This is a genomic window from Streptomyces sp. NPDC034103 (assembly GCF_055575395.1).
This window is the reverse complement of record NZ_JBVISS010000002.1, coordinates 38,827-56,312: the sequence shown is the minus strand read 5'-3', so window position 1 is coordinate 56,312 and position 17,486 is coordinate 38,827. Positions and strand designations below refer to the sequence as shown.

14 protein-coding genes are annotated in these 17,486 nt (G+C 71.9%); 5 read left to right on the top strand and 9 right to left on the bottom strand.

Annotated elements, in window-relative coordinates; all coding sequences use genetic code 11:
- Nucleotides 1–2 precede the first annotated feature (2 nt).
- Nucleotides 3–1,463: a hypothetical protein gene (locus ACZ56U_RS03330; RefSeq protein WP_469082327.1), complete on the bottom strand. Its 1,461-nt coding sequence runs from the start codon at nucleotides 1,461–1,463 to the stop codon at nucleotides 3–5.
- A gap of 164 nt (nucleotides 1,464–1,627) precedes the next feature.
- Complete coding sequence (locus ACZ56U_RS03325) at nucleotides 1,628–2,023, bottom strand: YybH family protein (protein WP_469082326.1); 396 nt, start codon at nucleotides 2,021–2,023, stop codon at nucleotides 1,628–1,630.
- Nucleotides 2,024–2,105: 82 nt separating this feature from the next.
- Between ACZ56U_RS03325 and ACZ56U_RS03320 the strand changes: the two genes are divergently transcribed.
- On the top strand, nucleotides 2,106–2,774 hold the full coding sequence (locus tag ACZ56U_RS03320; protein WP_469082325.1) for a nucleoside/nucleotide kinase family protein: 669 nt from the start codon (nucleotides 2,106–2,108) through the stop codon (nucleotides 2,772–2,774).
- Here the strand turns inward: ACZ56U_RS03320 and ACZ56U_RS03315 are convergent.
- Nucleotides 2,759–3,127 (bottom strand): winged helix-turn-helix transcriptional regulator, encoded by a 369-nt coding sequence (locus ACZ56U_RS03315; protein ID WP_469082324.1) that lies wholly within the window; start codon nucleotides 3,125–3,127, stop codon nucleotides 2,759–2,761. The two genes, ACZ56U_RS03320 and ACZ56U_RS03315, sit on opposite strands and share 16 nt — an antisense overlap.
- A gap of 103 nt (nucleotides 3,128–3,230) precedes the next feature.
- On the opposite strand from ACZ56U_RS03315, the gene ACZ56U_RS03310 reads away from it, so the two are divergent.
- On the top strand, nucleotides 3,231–4,076 hold the full coding sequence (locus ACZ56U_RS03310; protein WP_469082323.1) for an SDR family oxidoreductase: 846 nt from the start codon (nucleotides 3,231–3,233) through the stop codon (nucleotides 4,074–4,076).
- Nucleotides 4,077–4,111: 35 nt separating this feature from the next.
- Here the strand turns inward: ACZ56U_RS03310 and ACZ56U_RS03305 are convergent, their stop codons facing one another.
- From ACZ56U_RS03305 to ACZ56U_RS03280, 6 genes are all read right to left on the bottom strand, one after another.
- Nucleotides 4,112–5,941 (bottom strand): hypothetical protein, encoded by a 1,830-nt coding sequence (locus ACZ56U_RS03305; RefSeq protein ID WP_469082322.1) that lies wholly within the window; start codon nucleotides 5,939–5,941, stop codon nucleotides 4,112–4,114.
- 49 nt (nucleotides 5,942–5,990) lie between these two features.
- Nucleotides 5,991–7,709, bottom strand: a complete 1,719-nt coding sequence (locus tag ACZ56U_RS03300; RefSeq protein WP_469082321.1) for a hypothetical protein — start codon at nucleotides 7,707–7,709, stop codon at nucleotides 5,991–5,993.
- Nucleotides 7,710–7,711: 2 nt separating this feature from the next.
- A complete protein-coding gene (locus ACZ56U_RS03295; RefSeq protein WP_469082320.1) occupies nucleotides 7,712–8,614 on the bottom strand; it encodes a carbohydrate ABC transporter permease in 903 nt (300 codons plus the stop codon).
- Nucleotides 8,611–9,531, bottom strand: coding sequence for a carbohydrate ABC transporter permease (locus ACZ56U_RS03290; protein ID WP_469082319.1), 921 nt, complete (start codon nucleotides 9,529–9,531; stop codon nucleotides 8,611–8,613). The genes ACZ56U_RS03295 and ACZ56U_RS03290 overlap by 4 nt, the downstream gene beginning before the upstream one ends.
- 124 nt (nucleotides 9,532–9,655) lie before the next feature.
- Nucleotides 9,656–10,978: an extracellular solute-binding protein gene (locus ACZ56U_RS03285; protein ID WP_469082318.1), complete on the bottom strand. Its 1,323-nt coding sequence runs from the start codon at nucleotides 10,976–10,978 to the stop codon at nucleotides 9,656–9,658.
- A gap of 274 nt (nucleotides 10,979–11,252) precedes the next feature.
- Entirely contained in the window at nucleotides 11,253–12,374 is a 1,122-nt protein-coding gene (locus ACZ56U_RS03280) for an ROK family protein (protein ID WP_469082317.1), read from the bottom strand.
- 308 nt (nucleotides 12,375–12,682) lie between these two features.
- Between ACZ56U_RS03280 and ACZ56U_RS03275 the strand changes: the two genes are divergently transcribed.
- The 3 genes from ACZ56U_RS03275 to ACZ56U_RS03265 all read left to right on the top strand — a co-directional run bounded on the left by ACZ56U_RS03275 (nucleotide 12,683) and on the right by ACZ56U_RS03265 (nucleotide 17,454).
- Nucleotides 12,683–13,582 carry an N-acetylglucosamine kinase gene (locus ACZ56U_RS03275; protein ID WP_469082316.1) on the top strand — a complete coding sequence of 300 codons (900 nt, stop codon included), beginning with the start codon at nucleotides 12,683–12,685 and terminating at the stop codon, nucleotides 13,580–13,582.
- Nucleotides 13,583–13,753: 171 nt separating this feature from the next.
- Entirely contained in the window at nucleotides 13,754–15,688 is a 1,935-nt protein-coding gene (locus tag ACZ56U_RS03270) for a phosphatase PAP2 family protein (protein ID WP_469082315.1), read from the top strand.
- A gap of 92 nt (nucleotides 15,689–15,780) precedes the next feature.
- The gene (locus ACZ56U_RS03265) at nucleotides 15,781–17,454 is read left to right on the top strand and encodes a phospholipid carrier-dependent glycosyltransferase (protein ID WP_469082314.1); all 1,674 of its coding nucleotides are present in this window, start codon (nucleotides 15,781–15,783) and stop codon (nucleotides 17,452–17,454) included.
- Nucleotides 17,455–17,486: the final 32 nt, after the last annotated feature.

The window sequence follows — 17,486 nt, the reverse complement described above, 5'->3', positions numbered from 1 at the left end:
CCTCAGCCCTCCCCCGCCGGCCCGATGCGGATGTCCTTCCCGTCGAGCCGGTAGGGCCTCCAGTCGCGGGCGTACCCGGCGGGGCTGCCGTCCTCCGCGACGAGGTGGGCGACCGGGATGCGGCGGGCGGTCTCGCGGATCCGCGCCGGCGTGGAGTTGGCGTTGGATCCGCTGACGGCGGCCGAGGAACAGCCGGCGTAGAAGGCGATGGGGAGCGCCTCGTGCCCGGTGACCAGACAGGGGGGCCGGACGCCCAGTCGGTGCAGATCGGCGGCGGTCTGTGCCCAGGCCCGCCGGTCGGCGGTGTTGCGGGAGACGGTGCGGTCGAGAACGCTGTACTGCACGGCGAGGTGTGCGGTCAGGCCGAGCGCGACCAGGGTCGTGGCCACCGGCCGCCATCGGCCGCCCGGCGCGGTGACCAGGTGGAGCAGTCCGTCGGCGACCGGGATGGCCAGCAGCGCGTAGGCCGGCAGCAGGAAGCGGGGCGCCGCGTAGCCGATGAGGAACAGGTAGGGGAAGGCGGCCGAGACGGCGCAGGCCAGCGGGACGAGGGTGCGTGCGGGGCGTCCGGCCCGGACGGCGACGGCGACGCCGAGGGCGACGAGCAGCGGGAGGGCGTACCACCAGGCGGTGATCGCGGGGTGGGGCATCGAGCCGGTGCAGGGCCGGCACAGGGCGCGTCCGACGAGGCTGCGCATCTGGTCGTCGACGGCCCAGTTCCAGCCGAGGCCGCCCTGGATCTCGGAGCCTTGGTGCAGGCGCTGGGCCAGGCCGCCGTAGTTGACGTACGCCTCGATCACCCACTGGGCGGCGCCGAGGGCGAGTCCCGCGAGAAGGGCGGCGAGCATGCGTACGCGGCGGGTCGCCACGGCGAGGACGAGCAGGGGCACGGTGACCCAGACGGCGTCGGTCGGACGCATCAGCGCCATGAGGGCGGCGCCGGCCATCACGCCCCACGCCCGGTCCTTCAGGAAGCAGGCGACGGCGACCAGGGTGCCGATGGCCACCCAGTAGTTGGGCATGGCCTGCGGGCCGTAGAAGAGCGTCACCCACAGCGAGGCGAAGAGGGCGCCCGCGCCGGCGAGGACGCGGGCGGGGAACAGTCCGCGCCACAGGCGCAGTGCGAGGTAGAGGCCGATGCCCGACAGGACGGCGAGGTAGACGCGCAGCAGCGGGGTGGAGGTGGACCAGGAGGCGATGGGGGCCGCCAGGAACGAGATGCCACGCGCGCGTGGGGCGCTGAAGAAGGAGGCGGGGGCCTGTTCGCCGACCTGGCTGACGTACACGCTCTCGTCCCAGCCGAGGCCCATCCCGGGGCGGACGAGCAGCAGTTGCGCGAGGACGAAGACACCGGCCACCACGGCGAGCAGGGCGTCCCCGCGCCGGCGCCGGAAGGCGCCGGGCGCGGTCGCCGTGCCCTGCCGCCACCCCTCGACGAGCAGGGCGTTCGTGCCGTGCGCCATCATCCACCCCTTACCCCTACGTGTCGCAGGGTTCCTTGGACCCCATGATCACGAGCTGGGGAAACGGAGAAAACAGGGACAAAGTAACCTGCCGTCGATCATTACGCAGCGCACAGTTCGGCCAGCCGCATGATATTTCGTCCGATTATCGGCGCAACCGTGCGTCAGTCGTGCGGGAACGAGTGGTGCTCGTGCGCGACGAGCCAGCGTCCGCCCTCCTTACGCAGCCCGAAAGTCAGGCGTAGCCGCAGGTCAGGGTCCTCGGCGAGGTCCTCGGGGGTGGCGCAGCGCAGCAGGGCGTGGGCCCAGGCGACCTCGGAGCCGGCGGTGACGTCGAGGGACTCGATGTCGAAGCAGGCGCCCTGGGCCTGCCAGGCGAAGAACGGCGGCCAGGTGGCGCTGTAGGCGGCCAGGCCGCGGATGCCGTGGTGGGGCGGCGGCACGTCGTACATGACGATGTCCTCGGCGTGGTGGGCGAGCACGCCGTCGAGGTCGCCCCGGTGCACGGCGTCGGCCCAGTCGCTGATGAGGGCGCGGATCTGTGCGGCGTCGTCGGGCATGGTGGCCTCCCTCCTGTGTCCGCTCGTCATCCTCTCCGCCGCCGTGGGTCCCCGCGCGGCGGCGGGTGACACACTCGTGCGTGTGCCTCTGACATTCGACGACCTGGCCTTGCGTGCCCGTTCCCTCGTCCACGGCGGGCGGCGCGCGATCCTCGGCATCGCGGGCAGCCCCGGCGCCGGCAAGACGACTCTGGCGCGGACCTTGGTACGGGAGCTGAACGGCGGCGGGCAGCCGTGGGTGGCGCATGTCCCGATGGACGGTTTCCATCTGGCCGACGTGGAGCTGGACCGGCTCGGTCTGCGCGACCGCAAGGGCGCGCCCGGCACCTTCGACGCGGCGGGGTACGCTGCGCTGCTGCGGCGGCTGCGCGCGACGGAGGACGACGACGTGGTGTACGCCCCCGGTTTCGAGCGGGAGCTGGAGCAGCCGATCGCGGGTGCGGTGCCGGTGCCGCCCACGGCCCGTCTCGTGGTGACCGAGGGCAACTACCTGCTGCTGAACACGGGCGCGTGGGCGCGGGTGCGGCGGCAGTTGGACGAGGTGTGGTTCTGCGAACTGGAGGAGTCCGAGCGGATCCGGCGGCTGGTCGCCCGGCACGAGCGGTTCGGCAAGGGTCACGACGAGGCGGTGGCGTGGGTGATGCGCTCGGACCAGCCCAACGCCGAACTGGTCGCGGCGAGCAGGGACCGGGCCGACCTGGTCGTGCCGGCCACGGCACTGGAGGGGCTGGGCCGTCAGTCGGTGTCGTAGGCGCGCCGCGCCTGTTCGACCGCGTCGAGGTGGCCGGCGGACCATTCGGCCAGGTGCGCGAAGAGCGGGGCGAGGCTGCGGCCCAGCTCACTGATCTCGTACTCGACCCGGGGCGGCACCTCGGGATGGTAGGTGCGTACGACGAGACCGTCACGTTCCAGCTGCCGCAGCCGCTGCGTCAGCACCTTCGGTGTGATCTTCGTGATCCGCCGCTCCAGCTCGACGAACCGCTGCCGACCGTGCGCGTGCAGACTCCACAGGATCGGGGTGGTCCAGCGGCTGAACACGATGTCCACCACCGGGCCGATCGGGCAGGCGAGTTGCGGATCGACCGTGTCCGTCTGAGCCTCCACGCACATCCCTCCGGGGTAGTCACTTTCCTCTAGGTACCTACTATATCCACGGTGTTAGCGTCCCTTCGTCGGCAACAAGGCCGATGTCACAAGGGGGTTGCACATGATCGTGGTGACGGGGGCGACCGGGAACGTCGGCCGTGAACTGGTCCGGACGCTCACGGAGTCCGGCGCCGAGGTGGGCGCGGTGTCCCGAGGGATCTCCGCCGCGGACGTGCCGGCGGGGGTACGGCACCACCGGGCGGACCTGACCGACGCGGAGAGCCTGCGTCCGGTGTTCGACGGCGCGCAGGCGCTGTTCCTGCACGACGGCGGGCCCAGCGCGCATCTGCTCGACGCCGCGCATCTTCTGGACGTCGCCAAGGCCGGCGGCATCCGGCGGGTCGTACTGCTGTCGTCGATCGGCGTCGTCACCCGGCCCGACTCGCCCTCGCACGGCGGCACGGCGCGGACCATCGAGGAGGCCGTACGGCAGTCCGGCCTGGACTGGACCCTGCTGCGGCCGGTCGGCTTCCACTCCAACGCGTTCTTCTGGGCCGAGTCCGTACGCGAACACCGCAGTGTGGCCGCGCCGTTCGGGGACGTCGGCCTGCCCACGGTCGACCCCGCCGACGTCGCCGCGGTCGCCGCGGTGGCCCTCGGCGAGGACGGACACTCCGGAGAGGTCTACGAGTTGACCGGGCCCGCCCTCGTCACGCCCCGCGAGCAGGCCGCGGCCATCGGCGAGGCGGTGGGCGAGCCGGTCCGGTTCGTGGAGCTGAGCCGGGAGGAGGCACGCGCGGGCCTGCTGCGCTTCCTGCCCGAGCCGGTCGCCGACACCACGCTGGAGTTCCTCGGCGCCCCGACCCCGGCGGAGCAGCGGATCAGCCCGGCCGTCGAGCGTGTCACCGGCCGCGCGCCGGGCGCGTTCAGCGACTGGGCGCGACGGCACGCGGCGGCCTTCCGGTAGGAAGGCGCCGCGGGAGGCCTGCCCTGGAGGCGCGTTCAGGGGTGGACGGTCAGCCGTGGCTCTCCGAAGGCGTCGCCGCTGGTGTCGCCGATCACCGCGGTGAAGGCCTCGGTGCGGACGGTCAGTCCCTCGGGCCCGTCCGCGAGGTCCGCCCGGAACGCCCCGCCGGGGCCGTAACGCACCGCGAAGACAGTCAGGCCCTCGGGGGCGCCCGGCACCGGGTCGGCCTCCAGGGCCGTCGAGGAGACCAGACGGCTCCAGCCCAGGTCGGGGTTGCCGTACCCGCGCGGGTCCTCGGCGAGGGCGAAGGCCGCCTGCTCCTGGGTGGTCTCGGAGCGGGCGTCGAAGTGGTCGGCGCCCTCCGACTCCGGGTGGGTCAGGCGCAGTTCACCGGCGGAGACGACCTCGGCGCGGGACGTCCTGAGCACCTGGTCGCCGTCGTCGGCGGCGTACGGCATCCCGGCGAGCAGATACGGCGTCCCGGGGAGGCGTTCCACCGCGACCGTCACCCACAGGCGGGTGCCGTCGGTGACGTACAGGGACCGCACGTGCCGCAGGACGTGGTCGCGCCCGACGACCGGCTTGGTGACCAGCTTGGCCGCCAGCCCGCCGGCGCGGACGTCGCGGACGCGGACCCGGCCCATGGGACGGCAGAGCAGGAAGCCGTCGACGACCGGCCCGTGGCCGTGCTGGCGGTTCACGGCGGCGGGCAGGTAGTACGTGCCGCCCGCCTCGACGACCGAGGGTGTCATGTGGTCGTCGAAGGCCACCGACACGGTGCCGGACCGGAGTTGGTGGCGCACCGGCTCGGTCGACGGCGTACGGTGCCAGCGCGTCGGGTCCTGGATCTGCCAGACCAGCATCCACGCGAAGTGCCCGTCGACCCCGCCGTCCGCCTTCACCGCGTGCCGGGCCCAGCGGCTGTCGCCCCGGTAGCGGCCCAGGTCGGCGCCGATCCGGGCACCGAAGTAGCGCAGGCCCAGGACCGACTCGAAGGCGGAGTGCTGCTCGCTGTAGCGGGGGCCGCCGTTGTCGAAACCGCCACCCGTCAGCCGGGCGTCGAGGTAGCGGGCCAGCGCCTCACCGTCCTCGGCGAAGACCTCCTCGCCGCTGACCCGGTGGGCCTGGGCGAGGAAGGACAGGGAGATCGGGCCGTAGTTGTTGTCGTAGGCGCCGCCGTGCTCGGGCGGCAGCGACGCGCCCCGGTCGTGCACCCGGTGGGCCCGGATCTCGTCCCTGTACAGCTCCAGCGCGCGTCCACGGACCGACTCCCGCTCGGGGGACGGCAGATGGGCGGCCAGCATCAGGCCGCCGACGACACAGCCGATCGCCTGGTTGCCGGCCTCCTGCGGGTTGAAGAAGGTCACCTCGGTCAGCCAGCGCCAGTAGCCGCGCGCCACCTCGACCAGTTCGGCCCGCTGCCGGTCCTCGACCAGCCCGTCCGCCGCGTCCAGCACATTGACCGCCTGGAGCAGTGCCCACACCGTGCTCGGCCAGTCCCCGATGGGGTGCGCGCCCGCCGCCAGGGTGTAACGGGCGTACGGCAGACCACTGTTGCGGACCTTGAGGTTCGGGTAGCCCGGGTTGTCCTCGGTGTAGACCCGCTGGCGCAGATGGAAGGCGAGGCTGCGGCGGACCGCGTCCGGCAGCCGCGGGTCCTTGGTGCGCTGCCAGGCGAACGCGAGCAGCGAGGTGATGCCGAGCGAGGTGTCGCCGATGTCGTCGACGCAGTCGGGGTGTTCGAGGTTGCCCTCGTCCGTCATGCGCGCGAGGGCCTGCTCGACGATGTCCGCGAGGACGGCGTCGTACGCCTCCGGGGTGTCCGGAAGGTCGTGCAGCGGGCCGCGCTGGTGCGTGAGGTGCACGGGGATCAGTCCTTCATGCCTGGGGTGGCCATGGCGTGGTGCGTCGGGGTCACACCGCGGGGGCGGGCCGGCGGGCGCGCAGTGCGACGGTCAGGGTATGCGGGCCCTGTCCGCCGATGAGGACGCGGTCCCCGGTCGTGGCGTCGGTGCCGCCCGTCACCGTGTAGTCCTCACCCGGGTCGTAGCGCAGGACGCCGGTCCGGTCCGGCCCGGCGAGCGGTTCGCCCGCCTCCACGTCGACCTCGACCTCGATCTCGTCGTCGCCGACCCGGTAGGTCATCGACCCGGTCGTCAGGCACCAGCGCCCGTCGCCGATCGGTTCGGCTCCCACGAGCGCGCCGCCCGGCCGGAAGGTGAGTTCGAGCGCCCAGGGCGCCGGTGGTCCGCTGATGTCGACGCGCAGGTCGGCGCCGTCCTCCTGGAGGTCCGCCTCGACCAGGGTGGTGTGCGAGACCTCGTCGCGGGGCCGGTCCGAGAAGGCCATCGCGGCCGAGAAGCGGCCCTCGTCCGCGAGCCGGTAGGCGCCGTCCTCCCGCCTGCGGTCCGGCGGGAGCGGCTGGTAGTAGGCGGCCGTGAGGGTCTGGGTGAGCCGGTAGCGGCCGTCGGCGAATTGCCGCATGTCGGCGGCGCGGAACGGGCCCAGGTCGAAGAACCCCCGCGACAGCCGGACCGCGTCGAGCACGGCGTCACCGGCGAACAGGCGCAGGAAGGTGGGGTTGCAGGCGAGGCCCGAGCGGATGTGCCGGTGCTCGGGGACGTCGGAGCCGCCGTAGAGGACCGTGTGCGCGGTGGCCGAGGCGTGTGCCGCGAGGCGCGCGGTGGTGAGGTACCGCGCGCGGGGCAGCGTCTCCGCCGTGGGTGCGGGCAGGGGGCCGCACAGGTCCGGGGTGAGGAGGGTCTCGGCGAGCAGGTCGGGATCGTCGATGCCACCCGCGGCCGCCAGCCGTGCCGCGCGGCTGAAGTCGCCCCGGCCGGTGCGGATCGCGAGCAGCCGGTAGTGCGGCAGGTAGGGCGCCAGCGGGAAGCGGTGGTTCTGGTCCTGGCGTCGCGAGTGGACGGTCTCCACCGTGCCGTCCGGCCTGATGAGGTCCAGGGTGGCGGCGAGGTTGCGTTCGACGACACCGTGCAGGTCGGGGCGGCCGAGGACGTCGGCCAGCAGGAGCAGCGAGGGGTTGGAGACGTGGGCCGCGTAGACGGCGCTGCGTTCCGAGTACAGGCCGTCCGCGTCGATGTCGACGCCCTCGGAGAGCCACTGCTCGACGCGGTCGAGGAGGCGGTCGTCGGGGAACGAGCGGTGCAGGCGGGCCAGCGCCGCGCACAGCTCCCAGCGGTGGTTCGGGGTGTGCGCGCCACCGGTCAGGAGAGCGCCGGTGGCGGCTTCGGCGATCTCGGCCAGTGCCGCCGTGACCTCGTGCAGTTCCGGCCCCGCCCCGGCGGCGAGGACGTGCGCGTCGCACACGTCGTTGACGGTGAAGGCGGAGTCCGGCGGCGACTGCACGTTGTCGCCGCCGGCGAAGAGGCCGCTGCCGGTCTGCACGGCCCCAAGGGCGCGCAGGTGGGTCAGGGCGGTGGCGACGGCCTGCCCGCTGCCGTGCAGGGCCGAGTCCGGGGACCGGTAGGCCGCGACCAGGGTCCGCACCCGCCGCGCCAGACCACGGTGCGGCACACCGGCGGGTTCCTCGTCGGGGCCGGCCGCGAGCGGGGCGGCCGTCCGGTCGGCGGCGCGCGCCGCCGCGCGGACGAACTCGTGGTCGAGCGGGGCGGGCAAGGTCAGTCCTTCAGTCCGGCGTTGATGTCGGCGTTCATGACGTACCGCTGGAACACCAGGAAGACGACGATCAGCGGGATCATGGAGATGACCGATCCGCCGAGCACCACCGACCAGTTGATGTTCTGCGCCCCGACGAGGCTCTGGATGCCGATCTGCACGGTGAACTTCTCGGGGTCGTTGAGCATCAGCAGCGGCCAGATGTAGTCGTTCCACCGCCACTGGAACGACAGGATGGCGAGCGTCAGCATGATGGGCCGGGAGATCGGCACCATGATCCGCAGGAAGATCGACAGTTCGCGGGCGCCGTCGATGCGGGCGGCCTCGATGAGCTCGTCGGGGACCGTCAGGAAGAACTGGCGGAACATGAAGCAGCCGGTCGCGGTGAGCACGGCCGGGAGGATGATGCCGGCGAGCGAGTTGTAGAGGCCGAGGTCGCGGACCACCAGGAACTGCGGGGCGAGCATGACCTCGCCGGGCAACATCGTGGTGGCCAGGATGCCGACGAAGAAGACCTTGAGCCACTTGTTGTCGTACTTGGCCAGCGCGTACCCGGTGCAGCAGCTGACGCCGACCGTGAGGATCGTCGCGATCACACACACGATGGTCGTGTTGATGAAGTACTGGGAGAAGTTGGCGCTGTCCCACGCCGCCTTGTACCCCGACACGGTGGGGTTGTTCGGGAACAGCGTCAGCGGCAGGGAGAACAGGTCTCCCGCCGGCTTGAAGGAGCTGAGGACGAACCACAGCACCGGCACCGCGTAGACGGCCGCCAGGACCCACAGCAGTGTCGTCGCGGGCACCGCGCGCCGAAGCCCACCGCTGTGCCCGCCGCCGGAGCCCTTCTTGGAGACGCGCGGTACGGAGTCGGCGTCGACCTTGCGCGGCATGTCTGTGGTTGTCATCGGTTCTCCACCCGCCGGTTGACCATCATCTGGACGATCGCGACGACCATCAGGATGAGCATGAGCACGAACGACGCGGCGCTCGCGTAGCCGATCTGGCCCGATTTGAAGCCGGTCTGGTAGATGTACTGGACAAGCAGGTTGTTCGTCGTTCCGGGTCCGCCGTTGTTGAGGGAGGCGAACAGCGGATACTCCTTCATCGCGTGGATCGTGTTGAGCAGGATGACGATGAAGGACGTGGGCGCGATGCTCGGCAGTGTGATGCTGATGAACTGGCGCCACGCACCGGCGCCGTCGAGCGCGGCCGCCTCGTAGTACGACTGCGGCACGTTCTTGATCGCCGCGATGAACAGCAGCATGGAGAAGCCCGTCCAGGCCCAGGACGCCGCCACCACGACCACCAGCAGGGACAGGTCCGCGTTGGACTGCCACGGGACGGCGCTTCCGCCGAACTTCTCGATGAAGTAGTTGACCAGTCCGAAGTTCTCACCGAACAGCCAGCGCCACAGGACACCCACGACGATGGGCGACAGCAGCCATGGGATGAAGAAGAAGACGCGGGCGACCGAGACGCCCTTGGCGTGCTTGCTCACCAGCAGGTTGGCGATGAGCAGCGAGAACACGAAGTTCAGCGGGACGAAGAGCACGGTGTACAGCAGCGTCCGGGTCAGCGCGTCGAAGAATATCGAGTCCCCGGCCAGCTTCTGGTAGTTGTCCAGTCCGACGAACTGGAACGCCCCTACCCCCGTGTAGTTCGTGAAGGAGTAGACGAGCCCGATCACCGCCGGCCAGAGGAAGAAGAGCGCGAAGAGCACGACGTTGGCCGCGATGAGGACGAGCGGCGCAAGGGTGTACTTGCTGCGTCTCCTGGGCGGGCTCGCGGACACGGCGGACACGTCCGGGGCGCGTTTTGTCATCTTCCTGACTCCGTGCTGGTGGTATGGGTTCCTGTGGGCTCAGGCCTTGAGCCCGGCATCGCGTGGGGTCCGAGGCCGGGCGGCGGTGTTCTCGACCCCGCCGCCCGGACCTGCCGGCCTGGGCTCAGCCACCGACCTGCTGGTTGTAGCCGTCCACGATGTTCTGCAGGGCCTTGTCGGCCGACTGCTGGCCGTTGATGGCCTTGCCGAGCTCCGTCTTGGTCGGGTCCTCGGTGAGGCTCTTGCCCTTCAGCACCCAGTTCGTCTGCGCGCTGTTGAAGTAGCCGGAGATCGGGGCGTAGAGCGGGATCGACTCGTTGTAGAGCTTGAACGCCGCCTGCGCCGCCTCGGACTTGAAGGGGTACTTCGGGTTCAGACCGGTCTCCACCGGCAGGAACCCGGAGGCCTCGCACAGCGCCTGGTAGTGGGCGGGCTCGTACAGCCAGGACAGGAACTTCGTCGCGGCCTTCGCCGCGTCGGCGTTGTTGTTGAAGCCGACCGTCATGCCGCCGCTGTTGACGTCACTGGCCTGCACCGGCTCGGCAGGGGTCGGGACGCTCGCCCACTCGAACTTCTTGATGCTGTCCGCGAAGGCGGGAACCTGCCACACGCCGGACCAGTAGGCGACGACGTCACCGCTCTGGAACATGGCCGACGGGTCGGCGCCGCTGGTCCACACCGACTTCGGCATGGTCTTGTCGTCGTTCCAACCGACGAAGGTGTCCACGGCCTTCTTGCTGGCCGCGTCCACCGAGAACTTGCCGGAGGAGTCCGCGTGGACGTACTTGCCGCCCATCTCGTACACCATGGCGCGCAGCCGCGACGGCGACTGGTCGAACGTCAGGGAGTACTTGGCGTCGGTCTTCTCGCGGACCTTGTTCGCCGCCTTGATGAAGTCCGTCCAGGTCCAGGTCTTCGCGGGCGAGGTCGGGTAGGAGACGCCGGCCTTCTCGAAGAGCGACTTGTTGATGAACAGGCCGGAGGCGGTGACGTCCGAGGGGATGGACAGCACCTTCCCGGACGCGTCCTTGGCGAGGAAGTTGGCGTTGATCTTGTTGGACTTGTTGTTGGCGATGTCCTTGAGGTCGATCAGCTTGTTCGACCAGATCGGGTCCAGCTTCGGCACCGCCGCCACGTCGGGCAGGGAGTTCGCCTGCGCGGCGTTGCGCAGCTTCGCGTCGTAGCCGTCGTAGGGGATGTTGACGAGCTTGACGGCGACGCCGGTTTCCTTCTTGTACTGCGCCACCATCTTCTTCCAGCCCGCGTCCTGCCCCGGAACCGTGGAGATCCAGAACGTCAGCGACTTGGAGGTGCCGCCCGAGTCGGAACCCCCACCGCACGCGGAGAGCAGCAGGGCACCTGCCGAGGCCACGGCAGCGAGAGGAACCAGGCGGCGCACGCCGCCGCGGCCGAGTCGGCGGGAGCGCCGCACACCCACAGTGGTCATCTTCGATCCCTTTTCGTGGTTGGGGACACAGCACGGCGCCGACGGAGGCGGCACGGGTGCATTGTGCAAGAAAGGTCGCTTTCCGAGGGCGCGGCCTCGCCCGGCCGCGTCATCCTGACGAGCGAGGGTCCCCGGCCGCTGTGGCCGTCGCCGCACCAGCACGCCCTGGTGCGGTTGCCGTACGTCGAGTACGGGCGGGACGCTCGCCCAAGCCGGTGTCCCGACCGACTTAGAAAGCGCTTGTCCGGACATTGGCAGACCGAGTCCGAAACCGTCAATCCTTCATCCGCGCCACCTCGGTCACGGTTTGGACTCCTCGGGCGACCGCGAGGCGGGCGGCGCCCACGACCGTGCCGAGATCACCGACCTGGCTGCTGACCACCTCGGTGGGCCAGCTCAGCCGCTCCAGCTCGGCCCGCACCCCGGGCAGGAGCTGCGCGGACGCTCCGGTGCTGCCGCCCAGCACCAGCAGCCCCGGGTCCAGTACGGCCGTCACGGCGGCCGCCAGCCGGCCCACGTCCACGGCGTGCCGGTCGACAACCGCGCGGGCGGCGGCGTTGCCCTGCCCGGCCAGGGCGAAGAGCCGCTCGACCGTGCGCGGGCAGTCGCCGTCGGTGTCCGGCCAGGCCTCGGCGGCCCGGCGCAGCAGGGAGCGGGCCCCGATGTACTCCTCCAGGGCCTCGTGGCGGGGCTCCTGGTCGTCGTTCCACGGGTAGGGCAGCCGGGCCAGCTCACCGGCCGCTCCGTTGGCCCCGGCCAGCACCTGTCCGCCCACGACGATGCCGAGACCGATACCGACGCCGATCCGCAGATAGCCGAAGGTGTGGCGGCCCCGGGCCGCGCCCTCGTGCAGTTCGGCGAGGGCCGCGCAGTTGACGTTGTTCTCGAGGTGGACGGGCACTCCGGGCGGCAGCGCGACGGTGACCGCGTCGAAGACGGGACCGGCCTTGGCGGTGGCGGGGCGCATCCGCTGCGGCGGCGTGACATCACCGACGGCCACGACGATCGTGCGCAGCGGGGCGTCCGCGGGCAGCGCGGACAGCGCCTGCCGTACGACGTCGGCGGCGTCCGTGCGGGAGCCCGTGGCCTCGGCGAGCAGGCTGCCGTCCAGGGCGCAGGCGCGCACCCGGGTGAGGGCGGGGCCGAGGTCGACGGCGAGCACGGCGCCCGCGGCGGGGCCCAGACGGTACACGGCGGCGCTGCGGCCCGTACCGCCGGAGGAGGTGCCCGAGTGGGCGGCCAGGTGCACGCCCTCCAGCTCGGCGACGGCGGAGGAGACCGTCGGCTTGGACAGCCGCGCGAGGCTCGCCAGCTGCGGCCGCGTCGCGGTGCCCGCCTGGGCGAGTACGGCGAATACAGCACTCGCGCTCTCGGTCAGGCGGGGGGCTCTTACCACGTCGTGTTCCACACTTCCCCCAGGTCACAGGCCACTCTCCGGAGCCGGTCGGCTCGGCGGGAGGCGGCGATGGGTTGCCCTGGCGTCGCGCGTTGCGGGCCCGGACGACAAGCCGGGGAAGCCGGGTGGGCGACGCCTATTGACACGCACTGTACTTCGTTAGTTAACTTCCTAACGAACGTCACGGTACTCGCCTGCCGTGGTCCGTCAGGGGCCCGTCCCGGGGCTTCCCGAGTTCTTCGACTGCCTTCCTCCTGGCACGGTTTCGCCCGCCGTCGCATGCACAGCGCACCGACGAAAGAGGACCCGTGCAGGACTCCGTACCCCTGGTGGTCGGTATCGACGTGGGCGGCACCAAGACACAGCTGCGCGCCTTCGCGGGCGACAGCCCGGTCGCCGATCACGTCCGCTCCAGCAGCGGCTGGCGGCCGCACGACCCCGTGGCCGCGGCCGGCTGGCTCGCCGCCCTGGCCGCCGACGCCCTGCCGGCGGGCGTTCGCCCGTCCGCCCTGGCCGTGGGCGGCCACGCCTGTGAGACCCCTCGCCAGTGCGCTCAGATCCGCACCGCCCTGCAACTCCACTTCGACGCGCCCGCGCTGGTCGTGGGCGACGCCGAACTCCTCGTCCCCGCGGCGGGCCTGGACAAGGGGGTGGGCCTGGTCGCCGGCACCGGTTCCGTCGCGGTGGGCCGGCTTCCCGACGGTCGCCCGGTGCAGGTGGGCGGCTGGGGCGCGGTCCTCGGCGACGAGGGCGGTGCGGCCGGACTCGTCCGCGAGGCCGCGCGTGCCGTATGGGCGGCCCATGACCGCGGGGAGGAGCCCGACGCCCTCGCGACCGGGCTCGTCGCCTCGTTCGAGGTCTCCGAGGTACCCGCCCTCGGCGCCGCGCTCGAGCGCGCCAAGGACATATCCGCCGAGTGGGGCAGGCACGCCCCGGCCGTGTTCACGGCCGCCGAGGCCGGTTCCGCGCTCGCCCGCCGGGTGATAGCCGAGGCCGGCGACTTCCTGGCGTCACTGGTCGAACGGCTCGCCGCACGCGACGTCCCCGTCGACGACGTCGTGGTGGCGGGCGGCACGATCCTCGCCCAGCCCGTCCTGTACGACGCCTTCACCGCCGCCCTCGCCGACCGGGTGCCGACAGCGCGGCCCCGGACGCTGCGGGTGCCGCCGGTCGAGGGGGCGGTGGCGCTGGCGCGTTCACTCGTATGACACCCGCCGGACCCCGGCCTCACCCCCGTCCGACACAACTCGCCCGTAGATCTTCGCTCGTACGCCGTAGAAAGCGCATACGGCCCGCCCGTCCCCGCACGCCCTACGGCGCTGTCATCGCAACCGCTCCCCCAGGCCCTCACGGCCGAAGAACTCATGAGAGGCAGACGCATGCCGTCACCCGCCGGGCCCCGCTCCGACTCGCCGGTCAGTGAACTCGCCGTGAACCGAAGGGGATTCCTCCGGACTTCCCTCGGCGTCTCGGCCGGTGTGCTGGCCGCGCCGACCGTCGCTTCCTGGCTGGGCGCCGCCGACGCCAAGGCCGCCACCGCCTACGCCGCGTTCGTCGACGACTACAGGACCAACGTCGTCGCGAACCGGACGCCCGAGACCAACGCGGTCGTCCGGATCCTCGGCGGCTTCGCCGAGATCTGGAAGACCGGCGGCGACTGGAACACCGGCACCCCCCTGATGCCCGAGATCCTGCGCGCCAACATGCGGTACTGCGCCCGGATCACCCAGGCGCGCACGGAGGAGCAGGCCAAGGAGGCGTTCGTCTACGACCGCCAGCACCAGAGCTACGCGATGATCGCCGCGCTCGGTCCGCTCGCCGACCTGTACAAGTCGGGCGCCAAGGCGGTCACTTCGATCACCTCCGCCCCGGACACCACCCCGGCGACCACGATCAGCGACGCCGTCCCGGCCGACGCCCCCGCCGGATCCGCGCTCGGCGCCGGTTCGTACACTTCCGACCTCGGCCAGGTGGCCAGGCTGGTGGACACCGTGCGCGGCCCGTTCGCCTCCGGCAACCCGGCCAAGTTCACCTTCCAGTACCCGCGTCCGTGGCGCATGAACGAGGACAGCGAGGTCGTCGACACCGGCAGGACCGACGCCCTCGGCTTCCCGGTGTACGACTCGGACGTGGTCGTCGTCACCCAACTCCTGCGCCAGCGCGGCACCAACGCGGCCGATGACGGCGGCTTCCCCAGCGGTCACACCAACGCCTTCCACCTCGCCGCCCTGGCCTTCGCCTACGCCGTCCCCGAGCGGTTCCAGGAGCTGGTGACCCGCGCCTTCGAGCTCAGCCACACCCGGATCATGTCCGGCATGCACTCCACCGTCGACGTGCTCGGCGGCCGGGTCATGGCCACCGCCCTGGCCGCGGCCGCCCTCGCCGACCCGGCGAACGCCGACCTCAAGGCGGCGGCACGCGCCCAGGCCCTCGCCTACTTCGAGGCGCGGACCGGCACGACGGCGGACACCCTCTTCGCCTACGCCCACTCCGACGCCTCGGACGCGTACGCCGACCGCGAGGCCAACGCCTGCCTGGTCGAGCCCAAGCTGACGTACGTCCTCACCCGCCACGGCCGCGGCAAGCCGCTGACGGTGCCCAAGGGCGCCGAAGTGCTGCTGGAGACCCGGCAGCCCTACCTGAGCGCCGAGCAGCGTCGCGAGGTGCTGCGCACCACCGCGCTGCCCTCGGGGTACGTCCTGCTGGACGGCTTCGAGCAGTGGGGGCGGCTCAACCTCTTCGCCGCCGCGGACGGTTACGGCTCCTTCGACTCCGACGTGACGGTCACCCTCGACGCGTCGGCCGGCGGGTTCGCGGCCGCCGACGCCTGGCGCAACGACATCGACGGCGACGGCGGTCTGACCAAGCGCGGCACCGGGTCCCTCACCCTGACCGGCCACAACCGCTACACCGGCGGCACCGTGGTCCGTGAGGGCGTGCTGTCCGCCGCCTCGGCCCACGCCCTCGGCCACGGCCCGGTGCGCGTCAGCGGCGGCACCCTGCGGATCGCGACGGGCAAGTCGGTCCAGATCCACGGCGGTTACGCCCAGGAGTCCTCGACGCTCGACGTGACGCTGCGCGCGGGACGCGGCCCCGCCCTCGAGGTCACCCGGCGCGTGGTGCTGGGGACGGGCAGCGTGCTGACCCTGCGGCTCGACGCCGACCGGCCGCCGACGGCCGGCAGCGTGGTCCGCGTGATCGGCGCCGCGGGGCTGCGCGGCCGGTTCGACCGCGTGGAGCTGAACTCCGACACGCTGCGGGCCGTACCCGTCTACACGGCGGAAGGTCTGTCGGTACGACTCCTGAGGCGATGACACCCCCGGGGGCGGGAGCTGATGCACAGTGGGCGCATGAGGCGTCCCGGCATCCCTCCCGCCCCCGCTCGGCACCTGTCGTCGCGGGGCGGATGATGACACGCGAACTGCACCCGGTCCTGGCCCCGCGGGCGCTCCCCGGGACACCCGCTCCGCGCGCGACGGGAAGGCCGGGCAGGCGGTGGCTCGTGCCGCTCCTCGTCGTCGTGCTGCTCACCCAGATGGCTGTGGCGATGGTGACCACCGCCGTGCGGCAGACCCCCACCATCGACGAGCCGGTGTACGTGGCCACCGCGACCGACTACCTGCGCGAGCACGAGGTCCGCTACAACCCCGAACACCCGCCGCTGGGCAAGCTGGTCATCGCCGCCGGGGTGGCCGTCGGCGACCCGCACTACGACCCCTCCTTCGCCGGCGACCAGGGGCAGGTGGGCCGGCATCTGCTGTACGAGTCCGGCAACGATCCCTGGCGGGTGATGCTGTGGGCCCGGCTGCCGGTCATCGCGCTGACCCTGGCGTTCGGGCTGGTCGTCCTCGCCTTCGCGCGGGACCTCGTCGGCCCCGTGGGCGGACTGGTCGCCCTCGCCCTGTACGCCTTCTCCCCCGACGTCATCGCGCACGGCTCCCTGGCCACCCTCGACGTGCCCACGGCCGGCTTCCTGCTGACCTCGGTGTGGCTGCTGTGGCGGGCCCGACGGCGGCCGCACCTGTATGTGCCGCTCGCCGGACTGGCCGCCGGGGCGGCGCTCGCCACGAAGATGAGCGCGCTGGCGGCGGTACCGGTCCTGCTGGCGCTGGCCGCCTGGTCGGTGTGGCGTCACGACTCCCGCGACCGGCGGCGGGCGCTGACCCGGGCGGCCGCGGCGGCGGCCGTCGTGGCGGTGGTCGCGATCGCCGTGGTCTGGGTGTCGTATCTCGTGGTGGACCCGTGGTTGCGCTGGAGTCCGCGCCACCACGTGCCCGTCGTGCACGGGCTGCGGGCGGTGCTCGTCGATCTGATGCCGTTCCCGGAGTCGTACCGGGACGGGATGCGGGTGCAGTTCGGCTTCGAGAACCACCCGTGGCAGGGGTTCCTGTTCGGGCGGCTCTACACCGGCTCCCTCTGGTACTACCTGCCGGCCGCACTGCTGGTGAAGACGCCGCTGGGGATGCTCGCGCTGTGGGCCGCCGGCGCGGTGGCGGTCTTCGCGGTGCGACGGCTGCGGCCGGCGGCGCCCTATCTGCTAATCCCCACCGCCGTGCTGCTCGGCGCGGCGATGACCGGCTCGCGGGACTTCGGCACCCGGTACGCCGTGTTCGTGCCGATGTTCCTGGCGGTCGCCGCGGGCTCGCTGCTCGCGGTGCGGTGGCGGTGGACCGGTGCCGCGGCGGGGGCGCTGGTGCTGTTCGTCGCGGTCAGCTCGGTGCGCACGTTCCCCTTCTATCTGCCGTACTCCAACGAGGCGTTCGGCGGTCCGGCCAGGACGCATCTGCGGCTGCACGACTCCAACGTGGACTGGGGACAGGACCTCGGGCGCCTCGCCGACCGGCTGCGTGAGCGCTACCCGGGCGAGCGGGTCTGGCTCGTGTACAAGGGCAGCGGTGTGCCGTCGTACTACGGCATCGAGGCAGCGGATCCACGCAGGGTTCCGGCGGACGAAGTGCGGGGTCTGCTGGTGGTGTCGGACTCCTCGGTCGCCAAGGCGACCGGACAACTGGCCGAGTTGATCGACAGCAGCCGTCCGATCGATCAAGTCGGTCATTCGATCATGATCTACCGGCGGTGACCGCACAACCCCTGGTCACAACAGTGTGTGGG

Excerpts from the sequence above, each read along its gene's own strand:
- ACZ56U_RS03265 (WP_469082314.1), top strand. The coding sequence starts at position 15,781 with ATGATGACACGCGAACTGCACCCGGTCCTGGCCCCGCGGGCGCTCCCC.
- ACZ56U_RS03295 (WP_469082320.1), bottom strand. The coding sequence starts at position 8,614 with ATGACAACCACAGACATGCCGCGCAAGGTCGACGCCGACTCCGTACCG.
- ACZ56U_RS03330 (WP_469082327.1), bottom strand. The coding sequence starts at position 1,463 with ATGGCGCACGGCACGAACGCCCTGCTCGTCGAGGGGTGGCGGCAGGGC.
- ACZ56U_RS03290 (WP_469082319.1), bottom strand. The coding sequence starts at position 9,531 with ATGACAAAACGCGCCCCGGACGTGTCCGCCGTGTCCGCGAGCCCGCCC.
- ACZ56U_RS03270 (WP_469082315.1), top strand. The coding sequence starts at position 13,754 with ATGCCGTCACCCGCCGGGCCCCGCTCCGACTCGCCGGTCAGTGAACTC.
- ACZ56U_RS03325 (WP_469082326.1), bottom strand. The coding sequence starts at position 2,023 with ATGCCCGACGACGCCGCACAGATCCGCGCCCTCATCAGCGACTGGGCC.
- ACZ56U_RS03285 (WP_469082318.1), bottom strand. The coding sequence starts at position 10,978 with ATGACCACTGTGGGTGTGCGGCGCTCCCGCCGACTCGGCCGCGGCGGC.
- ACZ56U_RS03310 (WP_469082323.1), top strand. The coding sequence starts at position 3,231 with ATGATCGTGGTGACGGGGGCGACCGGGAACGTCGGCCGTGAACTGGTC.